This window comes from Flavobacterium sp. UBA5153 (genome assembly GCA_002413745.1).
Taxonomy (GTDB): domain Bacteria; phylum Bacteroidota; class Bacteroidia; order Flavobacteriales; family Flavobacteriaceae; genus Flavobacterium.
In genome coordinates, this window is the sequence record DHXP01000031.1 from 46,105 (window position 1) to 70,759 (window position 24,655).

24 protein-coding genes and 1 pseudogene are annotated in these 24,655 nt (G+C 35.8%); 21 read left to right on the plus strand and 4 right to left on the minus strand.

Features of this window, described 5'->3' with window-relative positions:
* The first annotated feature begins 55 nt into the window (after nucleotides 1–55).
* From B2145_RS06415 to argH, 11 genes and pseudogenes are all read left to right on the plus strand, one after another.
* On the plus strand, nucleotides 56–1,195 hold the full coding sequence (locus tag B2145_RS06415; RefSeq protein WP_291099844.1) for an aspartate aminotransferase family protein: 1,140 nt from the start codon (nucleotides 56–58) through the stop codon (nucleotides 1,193–1,195).
* 2 nt (nucleotides 1,196–1,197) lie between these two features.
* Entirely contained in the window at nucleotides 1,198–2,394 is a 1,197-nt protein-coding gene (locus tag B2145_RS06420) for a glutamate-5-semialdehyde dehydrogenase (RefSeq protein WP_291099846.1), read from the plus strand.
* 62 nt (nucleotides 2,395–2,456) lie between these two features.
* Nucleotides 2,457–2,897 (plus strand): hypothetical protein, encoded by a 441-nt coding sequence (locus B2145_RS06425; protein WP_291099848.1) that lies wholly within the window; start codon nucleotides 2,457–2,459, stop codon nucleotides 2,895–2,897.
* 73 nt (nucleotides 2,898–2,970) lie between these two features.
* A complete protein-coding gene (proB, locus tag B2145_RS06430; protein WP_291099850.1) occupies nucleotides 2,971–3,729 on the plus strand; it encodes a glutamate 5-kinase in 759 nt (252 codons plus the stop codon).
* 72 nt (nucleotides 3,730–3,801) lie between these two features.
* Complete coding sequence (locus B2145_RS06435; protein WP_291099852.1) at nucleotides 3,802–4,671, plus strand: KilA-N domain-containing protein; 870 nt, start codon at nucleotides 3,802–3,804, stop codon at nucleotides 4,669–4,671.
* 11 nt (nucleotides 4,672–4,682) lie between these two features.
* Nucleotides 4,683–4,802, plus strand: a pseudogene (locus B2145_RS06440) (glutamate 5-kinase); the annotation flags it as partial.
* A 21-nt stretch (nucleotides 4,803–4,823) separates the two neighbouring features.
* Nucleotides 4,824–5,522, plus strand: coding sequence for a hypothetical protein (locus B2145_RS06445; protein ID WP_291099854.1), 699 nt, complete (start codon nucleotides 4,824–4,826; stop codon nucleotides 5,520–5,522).
* Between the two features lie 21 nt (nucleotides 5,523–5,543).
* On the plus strand, nucleotides 5,544–6,494 hold the full coding sequence (locus B2145_RS06450) for an N-acetylornithine carbamoyltransferase (protein ID WP_291099856.1): 951 nt from the start codon (nucleotides 5,544–5,546) through the stop codon (nucleotides 6,492–6,494).
* Nucleotides 6,484–7,269, plus strand: coding sequence for an acetylglutamate kinase (gene argB, locus B2145_RS06455; protein WP_291099858.1), 786 nt, complete (start codon nucleotides 6,484–6,486; stop codon nucleotides 7,267–7,269). The genes B2145_RS06450 and argB overlap by 11 nt, the downstream gene beginning before the upstream one ends.
* A gap of 68 nt (nucleotides 7,270–7,337) precedes the next feature.
* Nucleotides 7,338–8,411: a M20 family metallo-hydrolase gene (locus B2145_RS06460; RefSeq protein WP_291099860.1), complete on the plus strand. Its 1,074-nt coding sequence runs from the start codon at nucleotides 7,338–7,340 to the stop codon at nucleotides 8,409–8,411.
* A gap of 55 nt (nucleotides 8,412–8,466) precedes the next feature.
* Nucleotides 8,467–9,747 (plus strand): argininosuccinate lyase, encoded by a 1,281-nt coding sequence (gene argH, locus B2145_RS06465; RefSeq protein ID WP_291099863.1) that lies wholly within the window; start codon nucleotides 8,467–8,469, stop codon nucleotides 9,745–9,747.
* Between the two features lie 118 nt (nucleotides 9,748–9,865).
* On the opposite strand, the gene ytxJ is transcribed toward argH, so the two are convergent.
* Complete coding sequence (gene ytxJ / locus B2145_RS06470; RefSeq protein WP_291099865.1) at nucleotides 9,866–10,255, minus strand: bacillithiol system redox-active protein YtxJ; 390 nt, start codon at nucleotides 10,253–10,255, stop codon at nucleotides 9,866–9,868.
* Nucleotides 10,256–10,438: 183 nt separating this feature from the next.
* Here ytxJ and clpB point away from each other — a divergent pair, with 183 nt between their 5' ends.
* The 9 genes from clpB (at nucleotide 10,439) to B2145_RS06515 (ending at nucleotide 17,873) form a co-directional block, all read left to right on the plus strand.
* The gene (gene clpB / locus B2145_RS06475) at nucleotides 10,439–13,036 is read left to right on the plus strand and encodes an ATP-dependent chaperone ClpB (protein ID WP_291099868.1); all 2,598 of its coding nucleotides are present in this window, start codon (nucleotides 10,439–10,441) and stop codon (nucleotides 13,034–13,036) included.
* A gap of 318 nt (nucleotides 13,037–13,354) precedes the next feature.
* Nucleotides 13,355–13,579 carry an SHOCT domain-containing protein gene (locus B2145_RS06480; protein ID WP_291099870.1) on the plus strand — a complete coding sequence of 75 codons (225 nt, stop codon included), beginning with the start codon at nucleotides 13,355–13,357 and terminating at the stop codon, nucleotides 13,577–13,579.
* An 11-nt stretch (nucleotides 13,580–13,590) separates the two neighbouring features.
* The gene (locus tag B2145_RS06485; RefSeq protein ID WP_291099872.1) at nucleotides 13,591–13,932 is read left to right on the plus strand and encodes a hypothetical protein; all 342 of its coding nucleotides are present in this window, start codon (nucleotides 13,591–13,593) and stop codon (nucleotides 13,930–13,932) included.
* 605 nt (nucleotides 13,933–14,537) lie between these two features.
* A complete protein-coding gene (locus B2145_RS06490) occupies nucleotides 14,538–14,825 on the plus strand; it encodes a YtxH domain-containing protein (RefSeq protein ID WP_291099874.1) in 288 nt (95 codons plus the stop codon).
* 11 nt (nucleotides 14,826–14,836) lie between these two features.
* Nucleotides 14,837–15,190 carry a hypothetical protein gene (locus tag B2145_RS06495; RefSeq protein WP_291099877.1) on the plus strand — a complete coding sequence of 118 codons (354 nt, stop codon included), beginning with the start codon at nucleotides 14,837–14,839 and terminating at the stop codon, nucleotides 15,188–15,190.
* On the plus strand, nucleotides 15,187–15,570 hold the full coding sequence (locus B2145_RS06500) for a hypothetical protein (RefSeq protein WP_291099879.1): 384 nt from the start codon (nucleotides 15,187–15,189) through the stop codon (nucleotides 15,568–15,570). The genes B2145_RS06495 and B2145_RS06500 overlap by 4 nt, the downstream gene beginning before the upstream one ends.
* 325 nt (nucleotides 15,571–15,895) lie before the next feature.
* A complete protein-coding gene (locus B2145_RS06505) occupies nucleotides 15,896–16,543 on the plus strand; it encodes an HAD family hydrolase (protein WP_291099882.1) in 648 nt (215 codons plus the stop codon).
* Between the two features lie 129 nt (nucleotides 16,544–16,672).
* A complete protein-coding gene (locus B2145_RS06510) occupies nucleotides 16,673–17,191 on the plus strand; it encodes a hypothetical protein (RefSeq protein WP_291099884.1) in 519 nt (172 codons plus the stop codon).
* Nucleotides 17,192–17,267: 76 nt separating this feature from the next.
* Nucleotides 17,268–17,873, plus strand: a complete 606-nt coding sequence (locus tag B2145_RS06515) for a class I SAM-dependent methyltransferase (protein WP_291099887.1) — start codon at nucleotides 17,268–17,270, stop codon at nucleotides 17,871–17,873.
* Between the two features lie 216 nt (nucleotides 17,874–18,089).
* Here B2145_RS06515 and B2145_RS06520 read toward each other — a convergent pair whose 3' ends face one another.
* The 3 genes from B2145_RS06520 to B2145_RS06530 form a co-directional block, all read right to left on the minus strand.
* A complete protein-coding gene (locus B2145_RS06520) occupies nucleotides 18,090–19,091 on the minus strand; it encodes a PorP/SprF family type IX secretion system membrane protein (RefSeq protein WP_291099890.1) in 1,002 nt (333 codons plus the stop codon).
* Between the two features lie 17 nt (nucleotides 19,092–19,108).
* Nucleotides 19,109–23,500, minus strand: coding sequence for a PKD domain-containing protein (locus B2145_RS06525; RefSeq protein WP_291099893.1), 4,392 nt, complete (start codon nucleotides 23,498–23,500; stop codon nucleotides 19,109–19,111).
* Between the two features lie 395 nt (nucleotides 23,501–23,895).
* Nucleotides 23,896–24,120: a hypothetical protein gene (locus B2145_RS06530; protein WP_291099895.1), complete on the minus strand. Its 225-nt coding sequence runs from the start codon at nucleotides 24,118–24,120 to the stop codon at nucleotides 23,896–23,898.
* A gap of 219 nt (nucleotides 24,121–24,339) precedes the next feature.
* Between B2145_RS06530 and B2145_RS06535 the strand changes: the two genes are divergently transcribed.
* Nucleotides 24,340–24,645, plus strand: a complete 306-nt coding sequence (locus B2145_RS06535; protein WP_291099897.1) for a four-helix bundle copper-binding protein — start codon at nucleotides 24,340–24,342, stop codon at nucleotides 24,643–24,645.
* Nucleotides 24,646–24,655: the final 10 nt, after the last annotated feature.

Here is a 24,655-nt window from a genome sequence, read left to right on the forward strand (position 1 = left end):
AGAAAATGCTTAAATCTTTAAATTTTTCAATTTTTAAATCTTTAAATAATTAAAAATGAACTTATTTGACGTTTACCCTTTATATAATATTACTCCTGTAAAAGCATTGGATTGCACGATTACAGACATTAATGGCGTGGAATATCTCGACTTATACGGCGGTCACGGTGTGATCTCCATTGGTCACACCCAGCCGGATTATGTTGCCAAATTAAAAAATCAATTGGACAACATCGGATTTTATTCCAATGCGATCCAAAATCCACTGCAAGTGGAATTAGCCGAGAAACTGGGAAAACTTTCAGGTTTGGAAAATTACTCTTTATTCTTGTGCAGTTCTGGTGCAGAAGCCAATGAAAATGCTTTGAAATTAGCCTCTTTCCATAACGGAAAATCACGTGTAATTGCCTTTGATAATTCTTTCCACGGAAGAACATCTGCAGCGGTTGCTGTAACCGACAACAAAAAAATTGTTGCGCCAATCAATGCCCAACAAATCGTTACCTTCTTGCCTTTGAATAACATCGAATTGGTAGAAAACGAATTGAAAAAAGGGGATGTTTGTGCCGTAATTATCGAAGGAATTCAAGGTGTCGGTGGTTTGGACGAAGGTACAACCGAGTTTTTTCAAGCATTGGAAAAAGTATGCGAGACCAATAATGTGATTTTGATTTTGGACGAGGTTCAATCCGGTTACGGAAGAAGCGGGAAGTTTTTTGCACATCAACATCACGGAATCAAAGCAGATATAATCTCGATTGCCAAAGGAATGGGTAACGGTTTTCCGATTGGTGGAATTCTGATTTCTCCAAAATTCACTGCCAGTTACGGCTTGCTTGGAACCACTTTTGGCGGAAGTCATTTGGCTTGTGCTGCTGGAATTGCCGTTTTGGAAGTGATGGAAAAAGAAAAATTAATGGACAATGTGAATGACGTTTACGCCTATTTCCTGGAAGCCATCAAACAAGTTCCCGAAGTTGTAAAAGTAAAAGGAAAAGGATTGATGCTGGGTGCTGAATTTGCTTTTGATGTTTCTGAATTACGCAAAAAACTGATTATCGACAAACACATTTTTACCGGAAGTGCCAACAATAAAAATTTATTGAGAATCCTGCCTCCGTTGACCATTAAAAAGACTGATATTGATACCTTTATCGTGGCTTTGAAAGAAACTTTGGCGGAACTGAAATCATAAAAATGAACACATTATTATCCATAGAAAAACGAAATGCTGTTTTAAGCCGAATGGCGGAACTTCTGGAACAAGAAAGAGCCAATATTAAAGCAGTGAATCAACAGGATTTAAGTAATTATTCTGGTGATGATTTGGCTATGGAAAAACGCTTACTGGTTGATGATGACAAAATTGACGGAATGATTTTATCCTTGCAACAATTGGCTAGCCAAGAAGATCCTGTTGGTGTGGAACGATTCAATTTCGACCACGCAAACGGAATGAAAATCATCAATAAAACGGCAGCTTTTGGAACGATAATGATTATTTACGAATCCAGACCTGACGTGACGGTTGAAGCTGGCGGAATAGCATTCAAATCGGGAAACAAAATTTTATTGAAAGGCGGAAAAGAATCTTTGTTATCCAATTTGAAAATTGTTTCTCTTTGGCATCAAGCTTTGGAAGAAAATAATGTTGCTACGGATTGGGTTGAATATTTGAATTACAATCGGGATGAAACCCAAGCATTTTTGGAAAAACCAACACAAAAAGTGGATTTAATCGTTCCTCGTGGTGGCGAACAATTGATTGCTTTTGTCAAGAAACACGCCACTTGTCCCGTGATTATAAGCGGTCGAGGAAACAATTTCGTTTATGTGAACAAGGAAGCCGATTTAAAAAAAGCATTGGATATTATCATCAACGGGAAAACATCAAACATTTCGGTTTGCAATGCTTTGGACAAAGTTCTAATTGATTCCAATTTAGAAAATTGGGAAGCTTTCGCAACCAATTTGGTTGCCGAATTACAAAAATACAACGTGACCATTTTGGGTGACGAAAGGTTTTCAAAAACAACAAATGTTCCGCAGATTGAGTCCGATTTGATTTGGTATGAGGAATTTTTGGACTATAAAATTGTCATTGGAATCGTAAATTCTGACGAAGAAGCGATTGCAAAAATCAACCAATATTGCGGTGGACATTCGGCTTCGATTATTACCGAAAATGATATAATTGCCCAAGAATTTATGGAACATGTCGATACGGCAGCGGTTTATCACAACGCTTCGACACGGTTTACCGATGGTGGACAATTTGGTCTTGGAGGAGAATTGGCGATAAGCACGGACAAATTGCACCAACGCGGACCAATTGGTTTGCAACATTTAGTTACTAATAAATGGTATATTTACGGAAATGGACAGGTTAGGTAATAATTGCCCGTAATTTTGCGTCCTGATAAGAGAAAATATATTAAATTGAAAATATACTAAATATGAAAATCTACTTATTAATGTTTTTTAGTTTAATAATCTCAAGTTGTAAACAGAAAGAAAATGTCCAAATATTAAATAAAGATTTAATGCTTTATGTAAAAAGATTTATTGAAGAAATTGACAAGAGTAAATATTGTAAAACAAAATATATTACAATTGAAATAAAACACGATAAAATATACATAAGTAATTACAAACCAACTTTGAGAAAAGATTTTTTAGGATGTATGGAATTTGAAAAATCAAATTTATATTTTTATTCTTCTGATGAATATTCGAATTTTATTACAATAAATAATAACAATTTTAAATCTATAGAGAATAATTACAGTAATGAATGTGAGCCACCCAAAGATAAAATTTTATTAATTGACAAAAAAAACGGAAATGTTTTAAAACCATTAAAACTGAATTTAATGAATTTAAATCATAATAAATAAAACCACTAATCCGTGTTTATCCGTGTTTTTGCATTAGCAAATAGGTGTTTATCAGCGTCCAAAAAGTGAAAAAATGAAAAAAAGAATATTATTAAAGCTCGGAAGCAACACGCTAACCAAAGAAACCAATCACATTTCGAGAGGAAAGATTGAAGATATTGGAATGCAAATTGCCGCTTTACAGGACGATTATGAGTTTATTATTGTAAGTTCTGGTGCCATTGCGGCAGCAAAACAGTTTGTAAAACTAGATAATCACGACAAAGATGTTTTTGTAAAACAAGCTTTGGCTTCTATTGGTCAGCCTCATTTGATGCGGATTTACCACGAAAACTTCAGCGATTTGGGTTTGCATACATCACAGTGTTTACTTTCGTATTCTGATTTTGAAAAAGAAAAAACCAAAGCCAATATCGTCAATACGATAAATGTTTTGGTCAAAAACAGTTACATTCCAATCATCAATGAAAATGACACGGTGGCGACGGACGAAATCCAGTTTGGCGACAATGATAAATTAGCGGCTTTGACTGCGGTTTTGTTGAATGTCGACATTCTAATCATTGCCACCAATACGAACGGAATTTACACCAAAGCATCCATTAATAACAAAGTTCCCGAAACCATTGAATTAGTGACTGATTTACAACTTTTGCAAAAAGAAATTGGCGATTCGAAATCTTCCCACGGAACGGGAGGAATGCAATCCAAAATTGATTCGGCGGGGATTGCCAAAGCAGCAAACATTGAAACTTGGATTATCAACGGACTGGAAGACAACTTTATTTTGAAAGCTTTGAAAAATGAGATTGCGTTTACGAAGATTGTATAGGCATCGAATTCAATGCGTTTGAAGGCTAATTCTAAAAGGGGTCGATTTCGACCCCTTATAAAATAGATAATGATGAGTAAAAAGTTAAGGAAAATAATTGTTGATGGTAAAGAAATTACCATTCAAACTTATGATAAGGAAGATTATATTTCCTTGACTGATATGGCTAAAAGCCAATTGCAGGACGTTGTAATTATTAAATGGTTAAGTTTAAAAAATACAATTGAATATTTAGGTGAATGGGAATTATTATATAATCCTGATTTTAATTATACCGAATTCGGTATAATTAAAAATGAAGCTGGTAGCAATAATTTCGTACTATCCGTGAAACAATGGATGGAAAAAACGAATGCAATTGGCCTATCTGCAACTGCTGGTCGATATGGGTCAACTTATGGTCATAAGGATATTGCTTTTCATTTTGGAATGTGGATTAGTCCAAAGTTTCAATTGTACATAGTTAAGGAATACCAACGCCTTAAAGACTTTGAGAGCAACCAGTATAATCTGGAGTGGAATGTAAAACGTATTTTAAGCAAAGCCAATTATCATATTCATACCGATGCAATTAAGAATTATATTCTTCCTAAATTAAGCATAGAAAAGCAACAGGAATCAATAGTTTATGCCGAAGAAGCCGATATTTTGAATTTGGCATTATTTGGATGCACGGCCAAACAATGGCGAGAATTAAATAAAAATCACAACAAGCAAGGGCTTAACATAAGAGACATTGCAAGTATAAACGAATTAGCCGTATTGAGCAATTTAGAAAATCTCAATGCCGAGTGGATAAAAGAAAATCTTCCGAAACAAGAACGCTTTTTAAAATTAAAACAATTGGCAGTTTATCAGTTAGAAGTTTTAAGCAAACACGATTTTGTGAAAAATTTGAAAAAAGATAATTTGACAACAAACATCCAGAAAAATATTGAATAATGTGGAAATAAATTAATTTTACGGCTATTGCCAAAGCAGCAAATATTGAAACTTGGATTATCAACGGCTTGGAAGACAATTTTATTTTGAAAGCTTTAAAGGGAGAAATTGCGTTTACGAAAATTGTTTAAGCCAAAGTTATAAGAAGATTTATGACAAAAATTACAACCATATTAATAATAATTATATCATTTAATTTGAACGCTCAAATTGATGGTGAATTTCGTCATAAAATATGTAAATATGGTCCAAATTGTTTTGCTTATAAATTTAACCAAAATGGAACTTTTGAATTTGATTATAGCCAAGATATATTAGGTAGTGGTACTTTAACTGGAAAATATTTAAAGGCAAAAGACACTCTTAAATTAACTCCTGATAAAGAATATTTTTCTGCTCCGTCTAAAATTATTGAGACAGACTATAAAGATTTAAAATCAACCAAAATTTCAATAATACTTCAAAGAGCCTGTAAAAAAGGAAAGGAAGAAATTGAAAATATAGAATGGTATGTGTCAATAAATGATGGAGAATATATAAAAACAGATAAAACTGGAATACTAATTTTACCAAAAACTAAAATTAACAAAGTTCAAATTAAGGATTTTTTTGAAATTGAAGTAAAGGCTGACGCATTATATAAACTAACAGAAACTATTTTTTATCCAAAATCTGACAACAATAATATCGAAATTTATGCCTCTGAAAGTGACATTGAAATTAATTCCGCAATGTCAGAATGGATGACAAAATTGTTATTGTTAAAAGGGAGAAAATTATTTCCTATAACCTTTGAACCAGAAGAAGCTTTCCTTGGAAAAGAAAAAACTTATTATGAAAAATTTGATTAAAATCAACATAAATACAAAAAAATGAACTTTACCTCCGTACAAAACATAGATTCACTGCAAGAATGGGTGAAACAAGCGTTGAAAATCAAAAAAAATCCGCTTAAACATAAAAAATTAGGAAAGAACAAAACCCTGGGAATGTTATTTTTCAATCCAAGTTTAAGAACCCGTTTGAGTACGCAAAAAGCGGCCTTGAATTTGGGAATGAACGTGATGGTGATGAATTTCACCAATGAAGGTTGGACACTCGAATTTGAAGACGGAGCGATAATGAATAAAGGCGCATCGGAACATATCAAGGAAGCTGCAGCTGTCGTTTCCCAATATTGTGATATCATTGCCATCAGGGCTTTTGCGGGATTGACCGACAAAGAAAAAGACAATGCCGAAACAGTTTTGGCTGGTTTTCTAAAATACGCAACAGTGCCAATTGTAAATATGGAAGGTTGTACTGGTCATCCGTTGCAATCGCTTGCTGACGCCATTACGATGGAAGAACACAAAACTGCACACAGACCAAAAGTGGTTTTAACGTGGGCACCACATCCAAGAGCTTTACCGCAGGCAGTTCCCAATTCGTTTGTGGAAATGATGCAAAAGCAAGAAAATATGGACTTTGTCATTACACATCCCGAAGGTTACGAACTCAATCCTGAAATCACGAAAGATTCCAAAATTGAATACGACCAAAATAAGGCTTTCGAAAATGCCGATTTTATTTACGCCAAAAACTGGAGTAGTTATAGTGATTACGGAAAAATCATTAATTCCGACCCAAATTGGACGGTTTCTGCCGATAAAATGAAACTGACCAACAATGCCAAATTTATGCACTGTTTGCCGGTTAGAAGAAATGTAATCGTGACCGATGAAGTGATTGACAGCGAAAATTCGATTGTTATAGAACAAGCCAATAATAGAACCTATTCGGCGCAATTAGTCTTGCAAAAAATATTGGAAAATGGAAAATAAAAAGCCACTATCCATCATAAAAATTGGTGGAAACATCATCGATAATCCAACGGAATTATCTCAGTTTTTAGCTGATTTTTCGAAGATTGAAGGAAATAAAATTCTCGTTCACGGTGGCGGAAAGTCGGCTACAAAAATGGCCGAAAGCATTGGGTTAACTCCTCAAATGATTGACGGACGACGCATTACCGATACCGCAATGCTCGATGTGGTCGTGATGATTTATGCGGGACAAATCAACAAAAATATCGTGGCTCAATTACAAGCGAATCACACTAATGCAATGGGGTTTTCCGGAGCCGATGGAAATTTGATTCAATCGACCAAAAGAAACCATCCCACGATTGATTACGGTTTTGTGGGTGATGTGCAAAAAGTGAATACCGCTTTATTGGAAACTTTGATTTCCAACGGAATTGTTCCCGTGTTTTGTGCCATCACGCACGATGCCAAAGGACAATTGCTGAATACGAATGCCGACACGATTGCCAGCGAATTGGCGATTGCCTTATCGGAAGTTTTTGAGGTTACATTAAACTATTGCTTCGAAAAACCAGGCGTTTTATACGATGCCGAAGATGATTCTTCGGTAATTTCAACCATCAATCAAGAATTATATTCCAAATTAAAAGCCGAAAAAGCGATACATTCAGGAATGATTCCTAAATTGGACAACTGTTTCAATAGTTTGTCAAAAGGCGTTCAAAAAATAAAAATTGGGCACCATCGAATGTTGAAAGACTCAAAGGCAATTTGTACCACTATTGAATTATAATTAATTTTCATAAACCCGACAGGTTTTAAAAACCTGTCGGGTTTGAACAAAAACAAGCTAAAACCATTTTGAAAAACATAGCAACCCTTACTCAAGAAGCCATTGCGCTATTAAAATCACTGATTGAAACCCCTTCCTTTTCAAGCGAAGAAGACCAAACAGCGCTTTTAATCGAAAACTGGTTTACTCAAAATAACATTCCTTTCGAGAGAGAAAACAACAACATTTGGGCTTACAATAAATATTTTGACAAGTCCAAACCGACTCTTTTACTCAATTCGCATCACGATACCGTAAAACCAAATCAAGGTTACACGAAAGATCCATTTGAAGCAATTGTAGAAGACGGTAAATTATTTGGATTGGGAAGCAATGATGCGGGCGGTTGTTTGGTTTCGCTTATCGCTACTTTTACTCATTTTTATGCCAATGAAAATCTACCTTATAATATCGTAATGGTAGCTTCGGCAGAGGAAGAAAGCAGCGGAAAACAAGGATTAAATAGCGTGCTGAAACATTTGCCTGAATTGGATTGTGCCATCATTGGCGAACCAACATTAATGCAATTGGCTGTTGCCGAAAAAGGATTATTGGTATTGGATATAATTGTAAAAGGCACTGCCAGTCACGCCGCGCACAACAATCCGGACAACCCTATTTACAATGCAATGCCCGTGATTGAATGGTTTAAAACCTTCGAATTCGAAAAAATATCCGAAGTTTTGGGTCCGGTAAAAATGACGGTAACTCAAATATCAGCGGGGAAACAACACAACGTTGTTCCTGCCGAATGCCATTTGGTTGTCGATATTCGGGTGAATGATTGTTATAACAATGCAGCCATTTTAGCTACCGTAAAAGCAAACGTAGCTGCCGAGGTAACACCACGTTCAATGCACTTGAATGCGTCTTCCATTCCCGTTTCACACGGCCTAGTGCAAGCAGGAATCGCCTTGGGAAGAACGACTTACGGCTCGCCTACCCTTTCGGATCAATCGGTAATTAGCTGCCAATCGCTAAAGTTGGGACCGGGGGAAAGCCTACGGTCACACTCGGCAAACGAATTTATTTACATCAACGAAATCGAAGAAGGAATCGATTTGTACATCAAAATATTGACTGATTTCTTTAAAAATAATTAAAAAATTATCCCTGACAGGGTTCAAAACCCTGTCAGGGTTGTTAAAAATAAAAGATATGAAACTTTGGGAAAAAGGAATACCAACAGACAAACAAATAGAACATTTCACCGTTGGAAACGACCGTGAACTCGACTTGGTTCTGGCCAAATATGACGCATTGGGTTCTATCGCTCACGCCAAAATGCTTGAACAAATAGGCCTTCTGACCGATTCAGAAACGGATTCTTTGGTTCTGGCATTAGAAGATATTATTATTGATGTCGAAAAAGGAGATTTCGAAATCGAAGACAGTTTCGAAGACGTACATTCTAAAATTGAGTATTTATTGACAATAAAACTGGGTGATGCCGGAAAGAAAATCCACACCGCTCGCTCCCGTAACGACCAAGTTTTGGTTGACGTTAATTTATATCTAAAAGATGTTGTAACCGAATTCAAATCTCAAGTCAAAACGCTTTTTGACTTGTTAATGGAATCTGCCGAAAAACATCAAAACGTGTTGTTGCCGGGTTATACGCATCTTCAAATTGCGATGCCGTCTTCTTTCGGAATGTGGTTTTCCGCTTATGCCGAAACTTTGATTGACGATATTACGATGTTGAACGCCGCTTTTAAAATCGTGGATCAAAATCCATTAGGTTCAGCTGCAGGTTACGGAAGTTCTTTCCCCATCAACAGAACATTTACAACGAAAGAATTAGGTTTTGAAACTTTAAAATTCAATTCGGTAGCCGCACAAATGAGTCGTGGCAAATCAGAAAAAACGGTGGCGTATGCTATGAGTAGCGTTGCCGCAACCTTGTCGAAATTTTCAATGGATGTGTGCTTGTATATGAGCCAGAATTTTGATTTCATCAGTTTACCTGCTCATTTGACGACGGGTTCCAGCATTATGCCGCACAAGAAAAACCCTGACGTTTTTGAACTAATTCGTGGAAAATGCAACAAGATTCAAGCCTTGCCTTATGAAATTACACTAATCATAAACAACTTACCAAGTGGTTACCACAGAGATTTACAACTATTGAAAGAAGGATTGTTTCCTGCCATTCAAAACCTGAAAGCCTGTCTGGACATTGCCATTTTTGCCATAAAAGACATCAAAGTAAAAGAGCACATCCTCGACGATCCAAAGTATAATTATTTATTTACCGTTGATACTTTAAATGAAATGGTGGTTGCGGGAATTCCGTTTAGAGATGCGTATAAAACCGTAGCCGAACAACTGGAAAACGGCACTTTCAAATCGCCAAAAGAGACCAAACATACCCACGAGGGAAGTATCAACAATTTGTGTTTGGAACAGATAAAAGCTAAAATGAAGAGTGCATTTTAAGAAAAAATGTATTTTTTTGACCAATTTAACAAAAAGACAAAACCGCAAATTCGCAAATAAAATAATTCAATTTATAATTTGCGAATTTGCGGTAATTTATTTTAAAGCAAACAAGAATCTACAACTTTCCCTTCAATTCCCCGGCATCAATATCGTTATGGGAAACATCATAAACTGATTTTCCTCCTTTAATCAACAACAATTGTGGCGATTGGTGAAAAACATTGAATCGGTTTGCAATCTCGCCAGAAATATCACGATGTTCAATCAAATCCAGAAAATACGGCACAACTTTATCGTCTAAATCAAATTCGTTTTCAAACTGTTTTAAAGCAAATCTGCTAATACTGCAACGGGTACTGTGTTTGAAAATCACCACCGGTTTTTCATTGGAAAGTTTTACAATTTCATCCAACTGACCTAAATCGGTTAATGGTATCCAATTAATTTTGCTTTCTGAAGCATTTTGATTTTCCGAACTTCCAAAAATATTCTTAAAAATATTCATTTTTCTTTTGTTTTTAGGACATTTTGTCGTTTGTAAATCCCTGATTACAGATATTTTGTCGTAATTTTAACATTGAAACAACAGTTGCCATTTATTTTCCAAAGTTACTAAAAAAAATGACTCGAGATTAAGGGTCGGACAGGCTAAGCGAATTTTAAACCATAATTTTTAAATTTAAAAAATATGAACATAAATAAATTTACCATCAAATCACAAGAAGCCATTCAACAATCTCAGCAATTGGCTCAAAGCTTCGGGCAACAACAAATAGAAAACGAGCATGTTTTCAAGGCAATTTTTGAAGTCGATGAAAATGTGGCACCTTTTATTTTGAAAAAACTAAATGTAAATGTTCCGCTGTTCGAACAAATTTTAGACAGTACTATTCAGAGCTTCCCCAAAGTTTCCGGTGGCGAAATTATGCTTTCCAGAACCGCAAACACCACACTCAACGAAGCGGAGATCATTGCCAAAAAAATGAACGATGAATTCGTTTCTATCGAACATTTGTTGTTGGCCATTTTCGCTTCAAAAAGTAAAGTAGCACAAATTCTAAAGGATCAAGGAGTAACCGAAAAAGGGTTGAAAGCCGCCATTGACGAATTGAGAAAAGGCGAAAGAGTAACCTCTGCCTCAGCCGAAGAAACCTACAATTCCTTGAATAAATATGCGAAAAACCTCAACGAACTAGCCAAAAACGGAAAACTAGATCCCGTGATTGGACGTGATGAGGAAATCCGACGCGTATTGCAAATTCTGACCCGTAGAACTAAAAATAACCCAATGCTTGTGGGCGAACCCGGAGTTGGAAAAACTGCCATTGCCGAAGGATTAGCACATAGAATTGTGGATGGTGATGTTCCTGATAATCTGAAAGACAAAATCGTGTTTTCGCTTGATATGGGAGCTTTAATTGCCGGAGCAAAATACAAAGGCGAATTTGAAGAACGACTCAAATCAGTCGTGAAAGAAGTAACCGCTGCCGAAGGAGACATTGTTTTGTTTATTGACGAAATCCACACGCTTGTTGGTGCTGGCGGTGGTGAAGGCGCAATGGATGCGGCGAATATCTTGAAACCGGCCTTGGCCCGTGGCGAATTACGTGCCATTGGAGCAACTACATTGGACGAATATCAAAAATATTTCGAAAAAGACAAAGCACTCGAAAGACGTTTCCAAAAAATAATGATAGAGGAACCCGATACCGAAAGTGCCATTTCTATCCTTCGAGGTATCAAGGAAAAATACGAAACACACCATAAAGTCCAAATAAAAGACGATGCCATTATTGCGGCAGTCGAATTGTCGCAACGGTATATTACCAATCGTTTTCTGCCGGATAAAGCGATTGATTTAATGGACGAAGCAGCATCAAAAATTCGAATGGAAATCAACTCCAAACCCGAAGAACTCGATGTTTTGGATCGAAAAATTATGCAACTCGAAATTGAAATCGAAGCTATTAAACGAGAAAAAGACGAAAGCAAACTCAAAGTTTTGGGAATGGATTTGGCCAACCTAAAAGATGACCGTAATGAGGTATATACCAAGTGGAAATCCGAGAAAGATGTGGTCGATAACATTCAAGCCGTGAAAACCGAAATCGAGGATTTCAAATACGAAGCAGAACGTGCCGAACGCGAAGGAGATTACGGAAAAGTAGCCGAAATTCGTTACGGAAAAATAAAAGAAGCCCAAGAACGATTGGATGCGTTTCAAAAACAATTAGCTGAAGATCAATCTGGAGGAACTTCCTTGATCAAAGAAGAAGTAACCCGTGAAGACATTGCCGAAGTGGTGGCAAAATGGACCGGAATTCCCGTGATGAAAATGCTGCAAGGCGAAAGAGAAAAACTCTTGAAACTGGAAGATGAATTGCATCGCAGAGTGGTTGGCCAGGAAGAAGCCATCGAAGCAGTGAGCGATGCCGTGCGACGAAGTCGAGCCGGATTGCAGGATATGAAAAAACCGGTTGGAACTTTCCTTTTCCTTGGAACAACGGGAGTTGGAAAAACCGAATTGGCAAAAGCATTGGCCGAATATCTTTTCGACGATGAAAACGCAATGACCCGAATTGATATGAGCGAATATCAGGAACGCCACAGCGTGAGCCGTTTGGTGGGTGCGCCTCCGGGATATGTAGGCTATGAAGAAGGCGGACAATTGACCGAAGCCGTGCGTAGAAAACCGTATTCCGTGATATTATTGGACGAAATTGAAAAAGCGCATCCGGACACCTTTAATATCTTGTTGCAAGTTTTGGACGAAGGAAGATTAACCGACAATAAAGGAAGATTAGCCGATTTCAAAAACACGATTATCATTATGACTTCGAATATGGGAAGCCAGATTATTCAGGAAAAATTCGATAATTTAAAAGGAAGTATTGAAGACACCACCGAAGCCGCAAAAGCAGAAGTGCTGGGTTTACTGAAACAAACCGTTCGCCCGGAATTCATCAATCGTATCGACGAAATCGTGATGTTTACGCCTTTGACCAATGCCAATATTGCCAAAATCGTGGGTTTGCAACTGAAAAGTGTCACCAAAATGCTAGCGCTACAAGGTATCACGATGGACGCCACTCCGGAAGCCATTGCCTATTTATCCGAGAAAGGATATGATCCGCAATTTGGAGCAAGGCCAGTAAAGCGAGTTATTCAGAGAGACGTCTTGAATAAATTATCGAAAGAAATCCTTGCCGGAAATATTAAAACCGACAGCATTATTCTACTTGATTCTTTTAATGGGGAACTGGTTTTCAGAAATCAGGGAGAATAGGTGAGTTAAACAGTTCATCAGTAAAAAGCTTTGCCAAAGTTTTGAACTTTGGCAAAGTTGACAGAAAGCAGCAATCGAAAGATTGGTGCTTTTTTTAGGAGCATAACTATGGTTTTTCATAACAACTTCCCTCCCGCTGTACGCTGCAATCCACGCCCAAAAGTTTGAGGTTTTAACTGCAATTGGGGCTTTATATTTTGCATATATAAAGGTGTGAATATTGAAACTTTACCACAAAATTATATAACGACAATACTACTTAATAGTTCCAAATTTGTATTGAAATTATTTCAAATAAAAATAATAAATACTAAAATTATGTACTACGAAAATTATTACTTCGGAATGAATATTATTTGGTGGACAATATGGGTAATTCTATTATTTTGGGTTTTTGCAATCCCTTATGATATTCCAGGTCAAAGACGAAAAAAAGATTCAGCCTATGATGTTTTACAAAAACGATATTCTAAAGGAGATATCACAGAATCAGAATATTATGACAAGAAAAAAATCCTAGAAGAAGAATTTCGTAAATCTTAAATTGTTATAAAATGAAAAATAAAGAAAAATTTCCCAAAGCCGCAAATGAGCAAATAGAAAACAAAGATGGATATCCAAAATATCCTGAAAGTGAAGATATTTATAACAAATATGACAAAGAATTTGATATCGATCCAGAAAATATTTCTAAAAAAAAACCATTTGAAATCGTTGATGAAGATCTAGAATGGAACGAAAGTGACATTGATTTGGAACATCCAGAAGATGATTTAGATGTACCAGGTTCTGACCTTGATGATGAGCAAGAAGACATTGGTAGTGAGGACGAAGAAAATAATTTTTACAGCATCGGAGGAGACGATCATAACGATTTAGAAGAAGATAACCATTAATCAAAACACTAAAAAAAATAGGAATTTGGAGGGATCATTCTAATGACCGATCGCAGATTTACACACGAGCAAAGCGAACTGACGAAGTAATCCGTACCCAAACCAACTTCAAATCAAATCATAAAAAATAAAAACACCAGTATTTCACGATGTTCTTATTATGATAAGCATTTTTACAACAACATAAATATTCTATTAATCGGGATTCCAACTCCTCGTTTTAGAATCACACTTTTGTCGGTTACAGTTCCACACGCTGAGTAAGTACTACAATTCTACAATCCAAAACTGGGAAGACATTCTGGGCTGCAACCTGTGAATCTTGTAACTTTTTTTAAAAGTAATATAAAACAATTCCTAAAAGAGAACCTCACCTTTACATGGCTGTTATCAACAGGCAAACAACGGAAAAAACACCATAAAACCAAACACTATGAACAATATATTCAAAGGATTAATAGCGGGTTACGGTGCCAACAAATTAGGCAGTGGCTGTTTTGGCACTATCATCGTTTTTGTAATTATCTGGTTGCTATTGGGGCAATGCAGTTAAAAAATTAAAATTCATTCATTAAAAAAACAGTAACAATTTAATAAAAACAATTATGAGTACAGGTAAAGTAGTATTAGGAACAATGGCAGGACTTGCTATAGGTGGAATTTTGGGAATTTTATTTGCTCCCGAAAAAGGTTCGGTAACGCGCAAACAAATTGTGGATAAAGGAAATGATTATGCAGACGAACTAAAATCAAAATACAACGATTTTGCAGACACCATTTCAGAAAAACTGCATAGCGCAAAAGAATTTGCACTGGAAATGTCCGAAAATGGGAAAGCGGAGTTGGATGATCTAAAAAATATGGATCATACGGAATCAAAATACAAAATATAAACAGACCTATTATGACTGACAATACTACTCCCATAGCAACGCTTTTTGAGCGGGCGGAAGATTACGGCAAAACAACCCTAAATTTGTTGAAGCTAAACGCCATAGATAAATCGGCCGATGTAGTTTCATCACTAGTTTCGCGACTTGCTGTTATTATGACAGTAGTATTCTCAGTCTTAATTGTTTCCATAGGCCTGTCATTATGGATAGGAAAATGGCTTGGTGATGCCTTTTACGGTTTTTTTATAATCGGTGGTTTCTATGCACTTTTGGCCATTCTTCTTCAGGTATTCCGTCATCAATGGCTAAAATATCCTGTTAGCAATTCCATTATTAAACAAATGTTGAAACAAAAAACGGTATGAAAAATAGAAACGAAACAGAGGCATTAAACGAATTGATTATAGCTGAGGAACTGAAATATACCAATGATTTGGAACAACTCAAGGATCAATTTTATGTTGCTTATGAAAGTATGAGACCCATCAACCTCGTCAAAAACCTATTCCACGAAGTAACTGCTTCGCCCGAAATAAAAAGAGATTTGGTCAGCAATGCTATAGGCCTTGGCACTGGATTTCTTACCAAAACCCTTTTGTTAGGCACTTTACACAATCCTGTCAAAAAAGTATTTGGAACAGTGTTTGAATTTGCAGTAGCCAATCTGGTCTCCAAACATTCTGACGGTATTAAATTAATTGGAGGAAATCTCTTGAAACATTTTTTCAAAAAAAGCAAGAACTAAACAAAGGGTAATCCTTAATTCATTGCAAAGACAGTTCTTCAATTAGGATTTAATTGGTCTGGCTTGCCATTAGCAAAACATTTACAAACACGATTTCTCTTCTTATTAGCTACTATTTGTAAATACAATTTATAAATGGATGCCTTTTGCATTCAAAATTTTGGCTAATATTCCCTGATAGTTAGAACGTCCTGTTTATAAACACTAAAAAAAAATACAAATTCCTAAAACCCACAAACAAAAAAAACAATATCCTTACCTTTGTCCCCCATCCCAAAACAACAATCGAAAACCATATTCTTTCGATTGATTTAAAAAATAAGAAATGAAGTTCAAAGGAGTTATTTTTGATTTAGACGGAACACTCGTAAATTCATTGGAAGACATTGCAGATGCTATGAATAGTGTGCTTCAAGACCTCAACTACCCCACTCACAGCTATGACGATTATCAATATTTCATTGGAAGCGGACTTCGAAATTTAGTGGGCAAATCACTGCCTTCCACCCATAATAATGAAAATCAAATTGAGAAATGCTTAAATTTGATGGTAGAAATTTATCGCGATGCTTGTACGCATAAAACAAAACCGTATGATGGCATTGTCGAATTATTAGACTTCTTAATTTCACGAAATATGAAACTAAGTGTATTCTCCAATAAATCGGATGAACTTACTAAGAAAATTGTAGCGGATTTATTTCCCAACTTTTTTGATGCTGCTGTGGGATTAAGCATTGAATCACTCAAAAAACCCAATCCCTTTGAAGCCATAGAAATAAGCAAAAGCTTGGGATTAAACCCAGAAGAAATTATTTTCGTGGGAGATTCCGGTATCGATATGCAAACGGCAACGAATGCCAATATGTTTGCAGTGGGTGTATTATGGGGATATCGACCAAAAGAAGAATTGATTTCAAATGGAGCAAAATATTTATTAAGCCATCCTTTAGATTTAATTCCCATTTTATAACCAAGGATCAAATGGTTTGAATAGTATAAAAACCCTAAAGTCCAGATTTACTCACGAGCGAAGCGTCCCGAAAGTTTCGGGATGAAGAAGTAATCCGTGCCCTTTTCAATAGGATTTAAAATAAAACGTATGTCAAAACGAGACGAATTACATCAATTGCCATTGTATCAAAAAGCAGAACACATTTTTAAAATTACACAAGGATTAGTAGAAATTGTTCCCATTGACAATGAATTTTTACAAGAAACAACGGTCCGATTTATGTTGGAAAATGCGATGATGATACCGGCTAAAATTGCGGGAGCTCAAGCAGTCGAATTGTACGATTTAAAAATGGAAAATGCAACCATTATTCGGAAAGCAGCAAGAGAACTATATGTTCAAGCAGGTAGTTTGCGCTTTGAAGAAGATATCTTGGACAAAGACTACATCCTTTTATTGAGAAAAGAAATTGATGAATTCCGACTCTTATTTATTGATTGGGTCGCTGGTTTTGATGTGTGGAATTATATAAAAGACGATTGGGGATTGTTTAACCCTCCAGGAGTAAATGCACACGATAAAGACCCCGATGAAGACATTCCTTTTAATCCCGATGATCTTTTTGATTTTGAAGATGAAGGAGATAATGAGAATGAGGAAGATTAATTTTTTCGATAACAACTCTAAAAACTGCTAATTAACTTAACATTGACAGGTCACCACAAACAAACTAAAAGCAACTATGAAAACGAAAGATTTTTTTGCAGAAAAAGCAAAAGACTACGATAATGAAGAATCCAGAACACAAAATGTGAGTACAATTGCACAAACAATTTTAAAGGAAGTATCCTTTTCAAAAGAAATGAGCATTATGGACTTCGGGTCGGGAACGGGATTGTTATTGTCTGAAATTGCACCTTATGTGGGCGAAATTACAGCAATAGATATTTCGTCATCAATGATTGAAGTGCTACAATCAAAAAGGAATGCAATAGACTGCCCGCTTCAAATCGTGCAGATGGATTTAACTACAGCAACGCTGGACAGAAAATTTGACTCTATTATTTCGTCTATGACAATGCATCACATAAAAGATACTTTGGCAATGTTTAAGAAGTTCCATTCGCTACTAAAGGATAACGGGACAATTGCAATAGCAGATCTTGACACAGAGGATGGTTCGTTTCACACCGAAGATACAGGAGTGTTTCATTGTGGATTTGACAGAGATGAATTTGTAAAAAGTGCCAAAAGTGCTGGATTTAAAGACATAAAAATCCAAGATGCAAGTACAGTGACAAAACCAACTGGAAACTATTCTGTGTTTTTATTGACAGGCATAAAGTAAATATGAACTTTAAAAAAGTATTTAATAAGAATGAAGTTTATTCTTTAATATTCTAAAAACGTGGGGTTTTATCCAGATTCGAAGTCTCCTGAAGTAAATCATAAAATACAATAAGAACACCAGCATTGAACTGCCCCCAAAAAGTTAGACACTATTTGGGGGTATTTTTATGGAAAGAAAAATCAAGGAGATGGAGATGTTAAAGTCTAATTAAGATTATCTTCCTGTATAATTTGGGCAACCGAAACATTTAATATCCAGGTTAAACTGGTACGTTAATGACAGTTCATAGATTCCACCTGTTTTTCCAATTTTAGAAGTGTTTAAATCGTATGAGAGCCCTAATCTCAAATGATCATATTGCAATCCAGTAAAAAGATTAACCGATGTGAGTAGATGGCTGTCAATACCATTTTTAGAAGGATTAGTAACAGCAGTAGCTCCAAAAAACATTTTTTCAAATAGGATAGACGTTCCTATATCCAGTCGGTTATAACGTCCTTGTTGCATATAATTAGAGGTTACAAACATTTTAGTTGCATACGGAAAGAATGTAACATCAATATAGTCTGCTAGAAGAAATTCATAACCTGTACTTAAGGAGAAGAAAGTGTCCAAAGGCACGTTTCCGTCAGTACTAAACGAAATATTTGGCTTGTTAAGGTGTTTCATAGATAAGCCAATCCAAATATTTTCAGTATTAAAAACCATACCAGCAGTCACATCAAAAAAAGTAACTTTATCATTTCCTAATAGCGGGTCAATTGAGCTTGTATTTAGGATGCCTGTTCTGATATTAATCTGATCTTTTAGTAATAAATTTTGAAAAGCAAATGATTTGAACCCAAAACCAACTTCTAAGGCGGGTCTAAAATCCCAGTCGTCACTTATTCTTACCTTGTAGGCGTAATTAGCATTGATTTGTGTAAAATTATAGTTGGTTACATTTTCTCTTTGATTTAAAACGCTCATGCCAAAACCACTATTCATACTTTCGCTCCAGGTATTAACAAAAGCATAGTCGGTGTCAATTTTTAAATCTAAATCAGGCCATTGTTCCCGGTGAATAACACCTGTATATGTGGTTTCCATAAAGCCTGAAAAACCAGGATTTAAAGTTTCAGGAATTAAAAAATATTGTGTAAAAACGGGATCTTGTGCTCTTAGTTTTGAGTAAAAGCAACACATAATAATTATAATAAATAGTTTAAATCTCATTAGTTGGTCTGCTGCTTTTATTTAATTAATGTGAAGGCGCCATTTTCAATTATGGTATGATTATAAAATGTTTTGGCGGTAAGTTTAAAATGATAATTACCGTTTTCGGCTGCTAAATCTTTAATTTTTCCATTCCATCCACTTATGGTTACCCCCGTTTCACTATGTATTAAGCTTCCCCATGTGTCATAGATGTCTAAAGTCATTTCTATTAAACCTAAGAATTCAGGTGCAAACGAGTCGTTTATTCCATCGTTATTTGGTGTAAAAGCATTTGGCATTATCAGGCTATATCCTTTTTCAACTTTTAAAGAGGTCGTAAAAGTGTATTGACATCCAAAAGGATAAGTAACCGTTTGCTTTATAATGTAAGTGCCTTCTCTAGTATAAATGTGTTCTGGATTTTCCTCATCCGAAAAATTGCCATCACCAAAATCCCAAGAAATATTTGTAAAATCTCCTGTGGCTAAATTTGTAAATAAAACTGGGTCGTAAATAGAATATAGACCATATACGTTATTACCATAAGAACTTGTGGTGAAGTTGGCTTTACCTAAAACAGGTGTATTAACATTATAAGGAAATTCAGCAGTACAACCAAAGCTATCAGTAACACTAAATATAATTAAGCCATTATTTTCTGTATTCATAATTTCATTATTGGTGCCACTAACAACCCCATCAGACCAGCTTAATTGGTACGGCGGAATACCCCCTTTGACATGACCAACAAATGTTTGATGAACATATTTAGTATCGCAGTTAAAATCCGTTATGACTTCAATAGTAGGGGTAAGTTGCTCAAATCTGGTAATTTTCCATGTTTCTGATTTTTTACAACCATTCGCATCAGTTACAGTAACGGTATAATTATCAGGTGGAAGGTTTTTTAAATCTTCGGTTGTGGCACCATTAGACCAAGAGTATGTTAATGGCGGAATACCACCAGTTGCTACTAAATTAATAGCTCCGGTATTAGCATCGACACAATCTAAAGGGTTTGAAACGTCTGCTCGCAACTCTAATGGCAAGGGTTCTATAATGATGAAAGTCTCTTTTATTTCACATAATTTGGCATCCTTAATAGTTACGGTATATTTTCCAGGACCTAAATTATTTCTTTCTATCCCTGCCTTTGGATCATCATCCCAAATCAAAGTGACAGGGGCTTTACCTCCCACAAGGTTTAATCGGATATGAGCATCTCTTTCGCCAAAGCATGAGATTTGTTTGACATCTGGGTTTATAGTAAAAATTGGAGCATTATCTATGATAATAGTAAATTGTTTTACGCAACCTAAAGAATCGGTAATGGTGATTATATATGTTCCGGCAGATAAATTATTTTGTACAAGCCCGGTACCCAAATTGCTCCATTTTATAATGTAAGGTTCGCCAGTTGTAAAAGGAATTCCTCCAGTAATATTGTTAATGGTAATGGAAGCGTTTGCATCGTTATAACAAGCTATTTCTGTTTTTGTGTATTCCAATTTTATTTCATTGTTTTGGTGCAGTACAACTTCTAATTTATCGGTACAACCCGAATTGTCGGTAACCGTTAAATTATAGGTTCCTGCGGCTATATTTCTTAAATTTTGAAGATTGCTTCTAAATCCGTTTGGTCCTGTCCAACTATAGTTGTAATTATAAACTCCGGGTAAAGTTTCGGTTGCTCTACCGCCAATGGTGTTCACGTTAATTTCTCCAGTAGAATATCCGTAACATAGAATATCCACTTGACTTACTAAGTTCACTTCTAATAAAGGAGGCTCTATAATCGTGTAAGTATCCGTAAGCGTATTACACTTGTTGACTTCCGTAATGGTCACTTCATAAACCCCAGGTTTTAAATTAGAAAGGTCTTCTGTTGAAGCATAAGGGTTTCCGTCTTTTGTCCAAACGTAAGTATAGGGCAGTGTTCCTCCTGAAGTTGTTATGTTAATTCTTCCGTCATTTAAACCAAAACACGTTATGTCATTTTTAGCCCCTGAAAATTGGAATAGACTGGGTTCGCTAACAGTATAGCTCTTTGTAAAAGGACAATTACCATTATCGTTAATACTTAAAAAATAAGTTCCCGGTTTTAAATTAGGAATATCTTCATCTGTACTGGTAAATCCATTGGGGCCAGTCCATAAAATGTTGTTGGGTTTACCTGTCGTAAAAGGGGTTCCGCCGGTTACAGTTATGTCAATTGAGGCGTCATTCGACCCAAAACATGTGCCATTTATTTGATTAATCGCAACTTTTATTAATGGGTCAACCGTTACCGTAATTGTAAAGTTTGGACCTGGACAACTTACAGATATTGGCGACACTGTATAGGTTACTGTTGCGGGATTGGCAGTGTTGTTCGTTAATGTTTGACTAATATTTGTTCTAGGGGAAGATTGTGCAGTTGCTCCACTCACTGCACCCGAAGGGTTAACCTTTGGAGTTGACCATACATAAGTAGTTCCAGATGGCACATTATCTGTTCCATTAGTAACAGGACTAACTTGAAAAGTATCACCACTACAAATTTTTAATGACTTTGGCTTTATGATAGGTGAAAGAACTAAATCGACTGTAAAATTTGCTGTCTTTATAGTAGTTCCACAACTATTGGTCACACTAAAAATAGCTTGATAATTTCCACTGGTAGAATAGTTTATTGACCCAGGGTTTAGTGATGTAGATGTTGAAGGGGTGCCTCCCGTGAAGGTCCAAAGATAAGTGAGTTCTGAGCTTGGAGAACAACTTTCTACCACTGTTCCTATGGGGTTGATTGTTGCAGAATTACAAAAATCCGAAATGGGACTTAAAGTAGTAACAGGTTGTTTCTTTACATCTATTGTTTTTGTAATAGACCGGTCTATCCCACATGAATTTCTCGTTGTTAATCTAAGATAGTATGTTCCGGGTGTTATAAAATTAAAAACAGGATTTTTGGAATAGGAACCAGTACTATTTGCAAAACTCCATTGTGCTGGTTTTTTTCCGCAAAAACCTTCATAATAACTGATGACTTCCCAATAGTAACTTTCAACTCCACAACTTAAACTCGTGTCAGTGGTATTTGTGATTTGTAAATCTGTTGAGGCACACGCATTACTAAAGGTAAAGTTAGGCTGCAATATAGGTTCAACACAGATTGACTTAATAACCGAAGTACCTATTCCACAAGGTGTTTTAGCAGATAATGTAATTTTATACGTGCCTGGTAATGAATACACATGACTAGGGTTAACGTCTCTAGAAGGTGCACTTCCATCTCCAAAATCCCAAGTATAGACATTAAATGTGCTACAATCGTTAGTATATCCAGCAATGGTTGTATTATTGAAATAAACAGAGGTATTGGCACATACAATACTATTTACGTTAAAATTTACTGTCGGCACATCTAAAATGATAATTGGGCCAGCTGTAAGGTAAGTACTCCCGCAGGACGTAGTTATTGTTAAATTAACGGTATTGCCACCTGGACAGTTGAATCTTGTAAAAGTATGCGGTATGGGGAAATTTTGAGATGCTTGCGGATTTGTGAAGTTATAGTAGGGAGAGCTTTCTAATTGTGCTTGGGTGTAGTTTGCAACCGTGCCATCACCATAATTAACCTGATATTTTGCATCGGATGGATTGAGTGCCCACGATCCTATAGCAAAATCCATAGGAGCAACAGGTGTACATAAATTGGTAGTGTTACCTGGAGCTATAAGAGCGCCAATTGGGTTATTGGAGTTCTTAACTACATAGGTAATAGAATTATTGCAACTACTACCACCGATTCCGGTAATAACCATATTAAAAGAGCCTAATTTTGTATAGGTATGCATTTTAGGAAAAGAAATATTAGTATCTACACTACCATCACCCCATTCTACATTATACGATGTGATGCAGGATGCTGAACTAGAATTATTGCCAACATTAATAGTGTATTTAATATCCGAATTATTGTCCCCACATTTTTCAAAAGGGGCACTTGAGCCAACAGGCGCATTTAAGTTTACAAATTTCAAATCTGGTTTTTGTTGTACAGAAATAACTTTTGTTATAGAATTGATTCCTCCATTGGTATCCTTGACAGTTAGTTTTACGTTAAAATTTTGAAAACCACACCCAAGTGCAGTAAAGGTATGTGTTGGATTACTGTTATTAGAATTATTTCCGTCTCCAAAATCCCATTGATAAGTAAAAGGAGCATCTCCACTCACATTTGGAGTAAATGTTATTGGAGTTCTAGAACAAGTGTTATCATTATTAAAATTAAAGTCAACGTTGAGCGGTAAAACTAAGGTTTTATAATTTTCATTTTTAGTGGTTATTTTTTTGGTCGGATTACTTTTATCTGTATTACTATATCCATAAATCGAAGTAGCAATTATTAAAAAAAACAGATGTGCAAGAAAAAAAATCTTCCTCATGTAATATAATTCGTTAATTTTGATGATAAAAGTATATGTTTTTTTCAATTAGGCATTATATCAACTCAGATTATTTGATTTTTATTTATGATATACCACTTATAGGGGATAAAAAGTCTCAAAAACTATATTATCATATGAAAATTGTTAGAATTGGTTGTATTCAAAACGCTAATTACTTTTTATCATAGTTCTTATTCTATATTTTATTAATGAGGTTTAAGGTTTTCAAAAAAAAAGGAAAACCCTTTTTTATTTTTGAAGATATTGGAATGTCGATAACATTTGAAGTTAAAAAACTATAAAACCTTATCTTTTTAGATCTTAACGTCAATTTTTTTAACTAACAAAAACACCAGCCTTTCAGCTGGTGTTTTTGTTATATTTTGAAAAACCTAAAATGTCATAAATATTCTGTTTATCGGGATTCCAACGCCTCGTTTTAGAATCACGCTTTCGTCGGTTACTGCCCAAACCGTGGTTTCCACCATTTTCTTGGATTGGTTGTCTTCAAATAAAATCCAGGTTTTAGAATGCTCCAAATTCCCTAAAGCTTGTGCGCGGGTTTCCCCTCGCCTGCTGATGATTTCATTGAGCTCGCCATCGATATCAACAAACAATTCCGGAGACTCAAAACTTGGGAGTTTTTAATTCCGATCCAGCCAACCTTAAACTCCCTTCGAAAACACAGGCGAACGACCAAGGACAAGCATCATGCTGTTTTAATAATTTTTAGTGGGAATTTTGCAAACTAAAGAAACAATAATGTAACTATCAAAACCTCAGTTTCCTGTAATTTTACTGGGCATAAATTAATATGCAATTAATAAAGTAATACAATGAAAAATGTTAATGTAAGTATCGAAGCGTGTTTGGCCTGTATGGTAGAATGCGAAAAATGTGCAACAGATTGTTTAACAATGCAGGGACACGAGGAATGCGTCAAACTTTGCCGTGATTGTGCCGATATATGTGCACTTTGCGCACGTTTATGTGCCAGAGACTCAAAATTCGCTGATGCACTTTGTACTTTATGCGTAAAATGTTGTGAAGAATGTGCCATCGAATGCAATAAACACGATATGGAATGTTGTAAAAAATGTGCGGATGCCTGCAAAAAATGTGCGGATGCCTGCAAAATGTAACAAAATGAAA

Excerpts from the sequence above, each read along its gene's own strand:
- B2145_RS06435 (WP_291099852.1), top strand. The coding sequence starts at position 3,802 with ATGAGTAAAAAGTTAAGGAAAATAATTGTTGATGGTAAAGAAATTACC.
- ytxJ (WP_291099865.1), bottom strand. The coding sequence starts at position 10,255 with ATGAATATTTTTAAGAATATTTTTGGAAGTTCGGAAAATCAAAATGCT.
- clpB (WP_291099868.1), top strand. The coding sequence starts at position 10,439 with ATGAACATAAATAAATTTACCATCAAATCACAAGAAGCCATTCAACAA.
- B2145_RS06480 (WP_291099870.1), top strand. The coding sequence starts at position 13,355 with ATGTACTACGAAAATTATTACTTCGGAATGAATATTATTTGGTGGACA.
- B2145_RS06420 (WP_291099846.1), top strand. The coding sequence starts at position 1,198 with ATGAACACATTATTATCCATAGAAAAACGAAATGCTGTTTTAAGCCGA.
- B2145_RS06450 (WP_291099856.1), top strand. The coding sequence starts at position 5,544 with ATGAACTTTACCTCCGTACAAAACATAGATTCACTGCAAGAATGGGTG.
- B2145_RS06515 (WP_291099887.1), top strand. The coding sequence starts at position 17,268 with ATGAAAACGAAAGATTTTTTTGCAGAAAAAGCAAAAGACTACGATAAT.
- B2145_RS06510 (WP_291099884.1), top strand. The coding sequence starts at position 16,673 with ATGTCAAAACGAGACGAATTACATCAATTGCCATTGTATCAAAAAGCA.
- B2145_RS06485 (WP_291099872.1), top strand. The coding sequence starts at position 13,591 with ATGAAAAATAAAGAAAAATTTCCCAAAGCCGCAAATGAGCAAATAGAA.
- B2145_RS06520 (WP_291099890.1), bottom strand. The coding sequence starts at position 19,091 with ATGAGATTTAAACTATTTATTATAATTATTATGTGTTGCTTTTACTCA.
- B2145_RS06525 (WP_291099893.1), bottom strand. The coding sequence starts at position 23,500 with ATGAGGAAGATTTTTTTTCTTGCACATCTGTTTTTTTTAATAATTGCT.
- B2145_RS06505 (WP_291099882.1), top strand. The coding sequence starts at position 15,896 with ATGAAGTTCAAAGGAGTTATTTTTGATTTAGACGGAACACTCGTAAAT.
- B2145_RS06415 (WP_291099844.1), top strand. The coding sequence starts at position 56 with ATGAACTTATTTGACGTTTACCCTTTATATAATATTACTCCTGTAAAA.
- argB (WP_291099858.1), top strand. The coding sequence starts at position 6,484 with ATGGAAAATAAAAAGCCACTATCCATCATAAAAATTGGTGGAAACATC.
- B2145_RS06445 (WP_291099854.1), top strand. The coding sequence starts at position 4,824 with ATGACAAAAATTACAACCATATTAATAATAATTATATCATTTAATTTG.
- B2145_RS06500 (WP_291099879.1), top strand. The coding sequence starts at position 15,187 with ATGAAAAATAGAAACGAAACAGAGGCATTAAACGAATTGATTATAGCT.
- B2145_RS06425 (WP_291099848.1), top strand. The coding sequence starts at position 2,457 with ATGAAAATCTACTTATTAATGTTTTTTAGTTTAATAATCTCAAGTTGT.
- B2145_RS06535 (WP_291099897.1), top strand. The coding sequence starts at position 24,340 with ATGAAAAATGTTAATGTAAGTATCGAAGCGTGTTTGGCCTGTATGGTA.
- B2145_RS06490 (WP_291099874.1), top strand. The coding sequence starts at position 14,538 with ATGAGTACAGGTAAAGTAGTATTAGGAACAATGGCAGGACTTGCTATA.
- proB (WP_291099850.1), top strand. The coding sequence starts at position 2,971 with ATGAAAAAAAGAATATTATTAAAGCTCGGAAGCAACACGCTAACCAAA.
- B2145_RS06495 (WP_291099877.1), top strand. The coding sequence starts at position 14,837 with ATGACTGACAATACTACTCCCATAGCAACGCTTTTTGAGCGGGCGGAA.
- argH (WP_291099863.1), top strand. The coding sequence starts at position 8,467 with ATGAAACTTTGGGAAAAAGGAATACCAACAGACAAACAAATAGAACAT.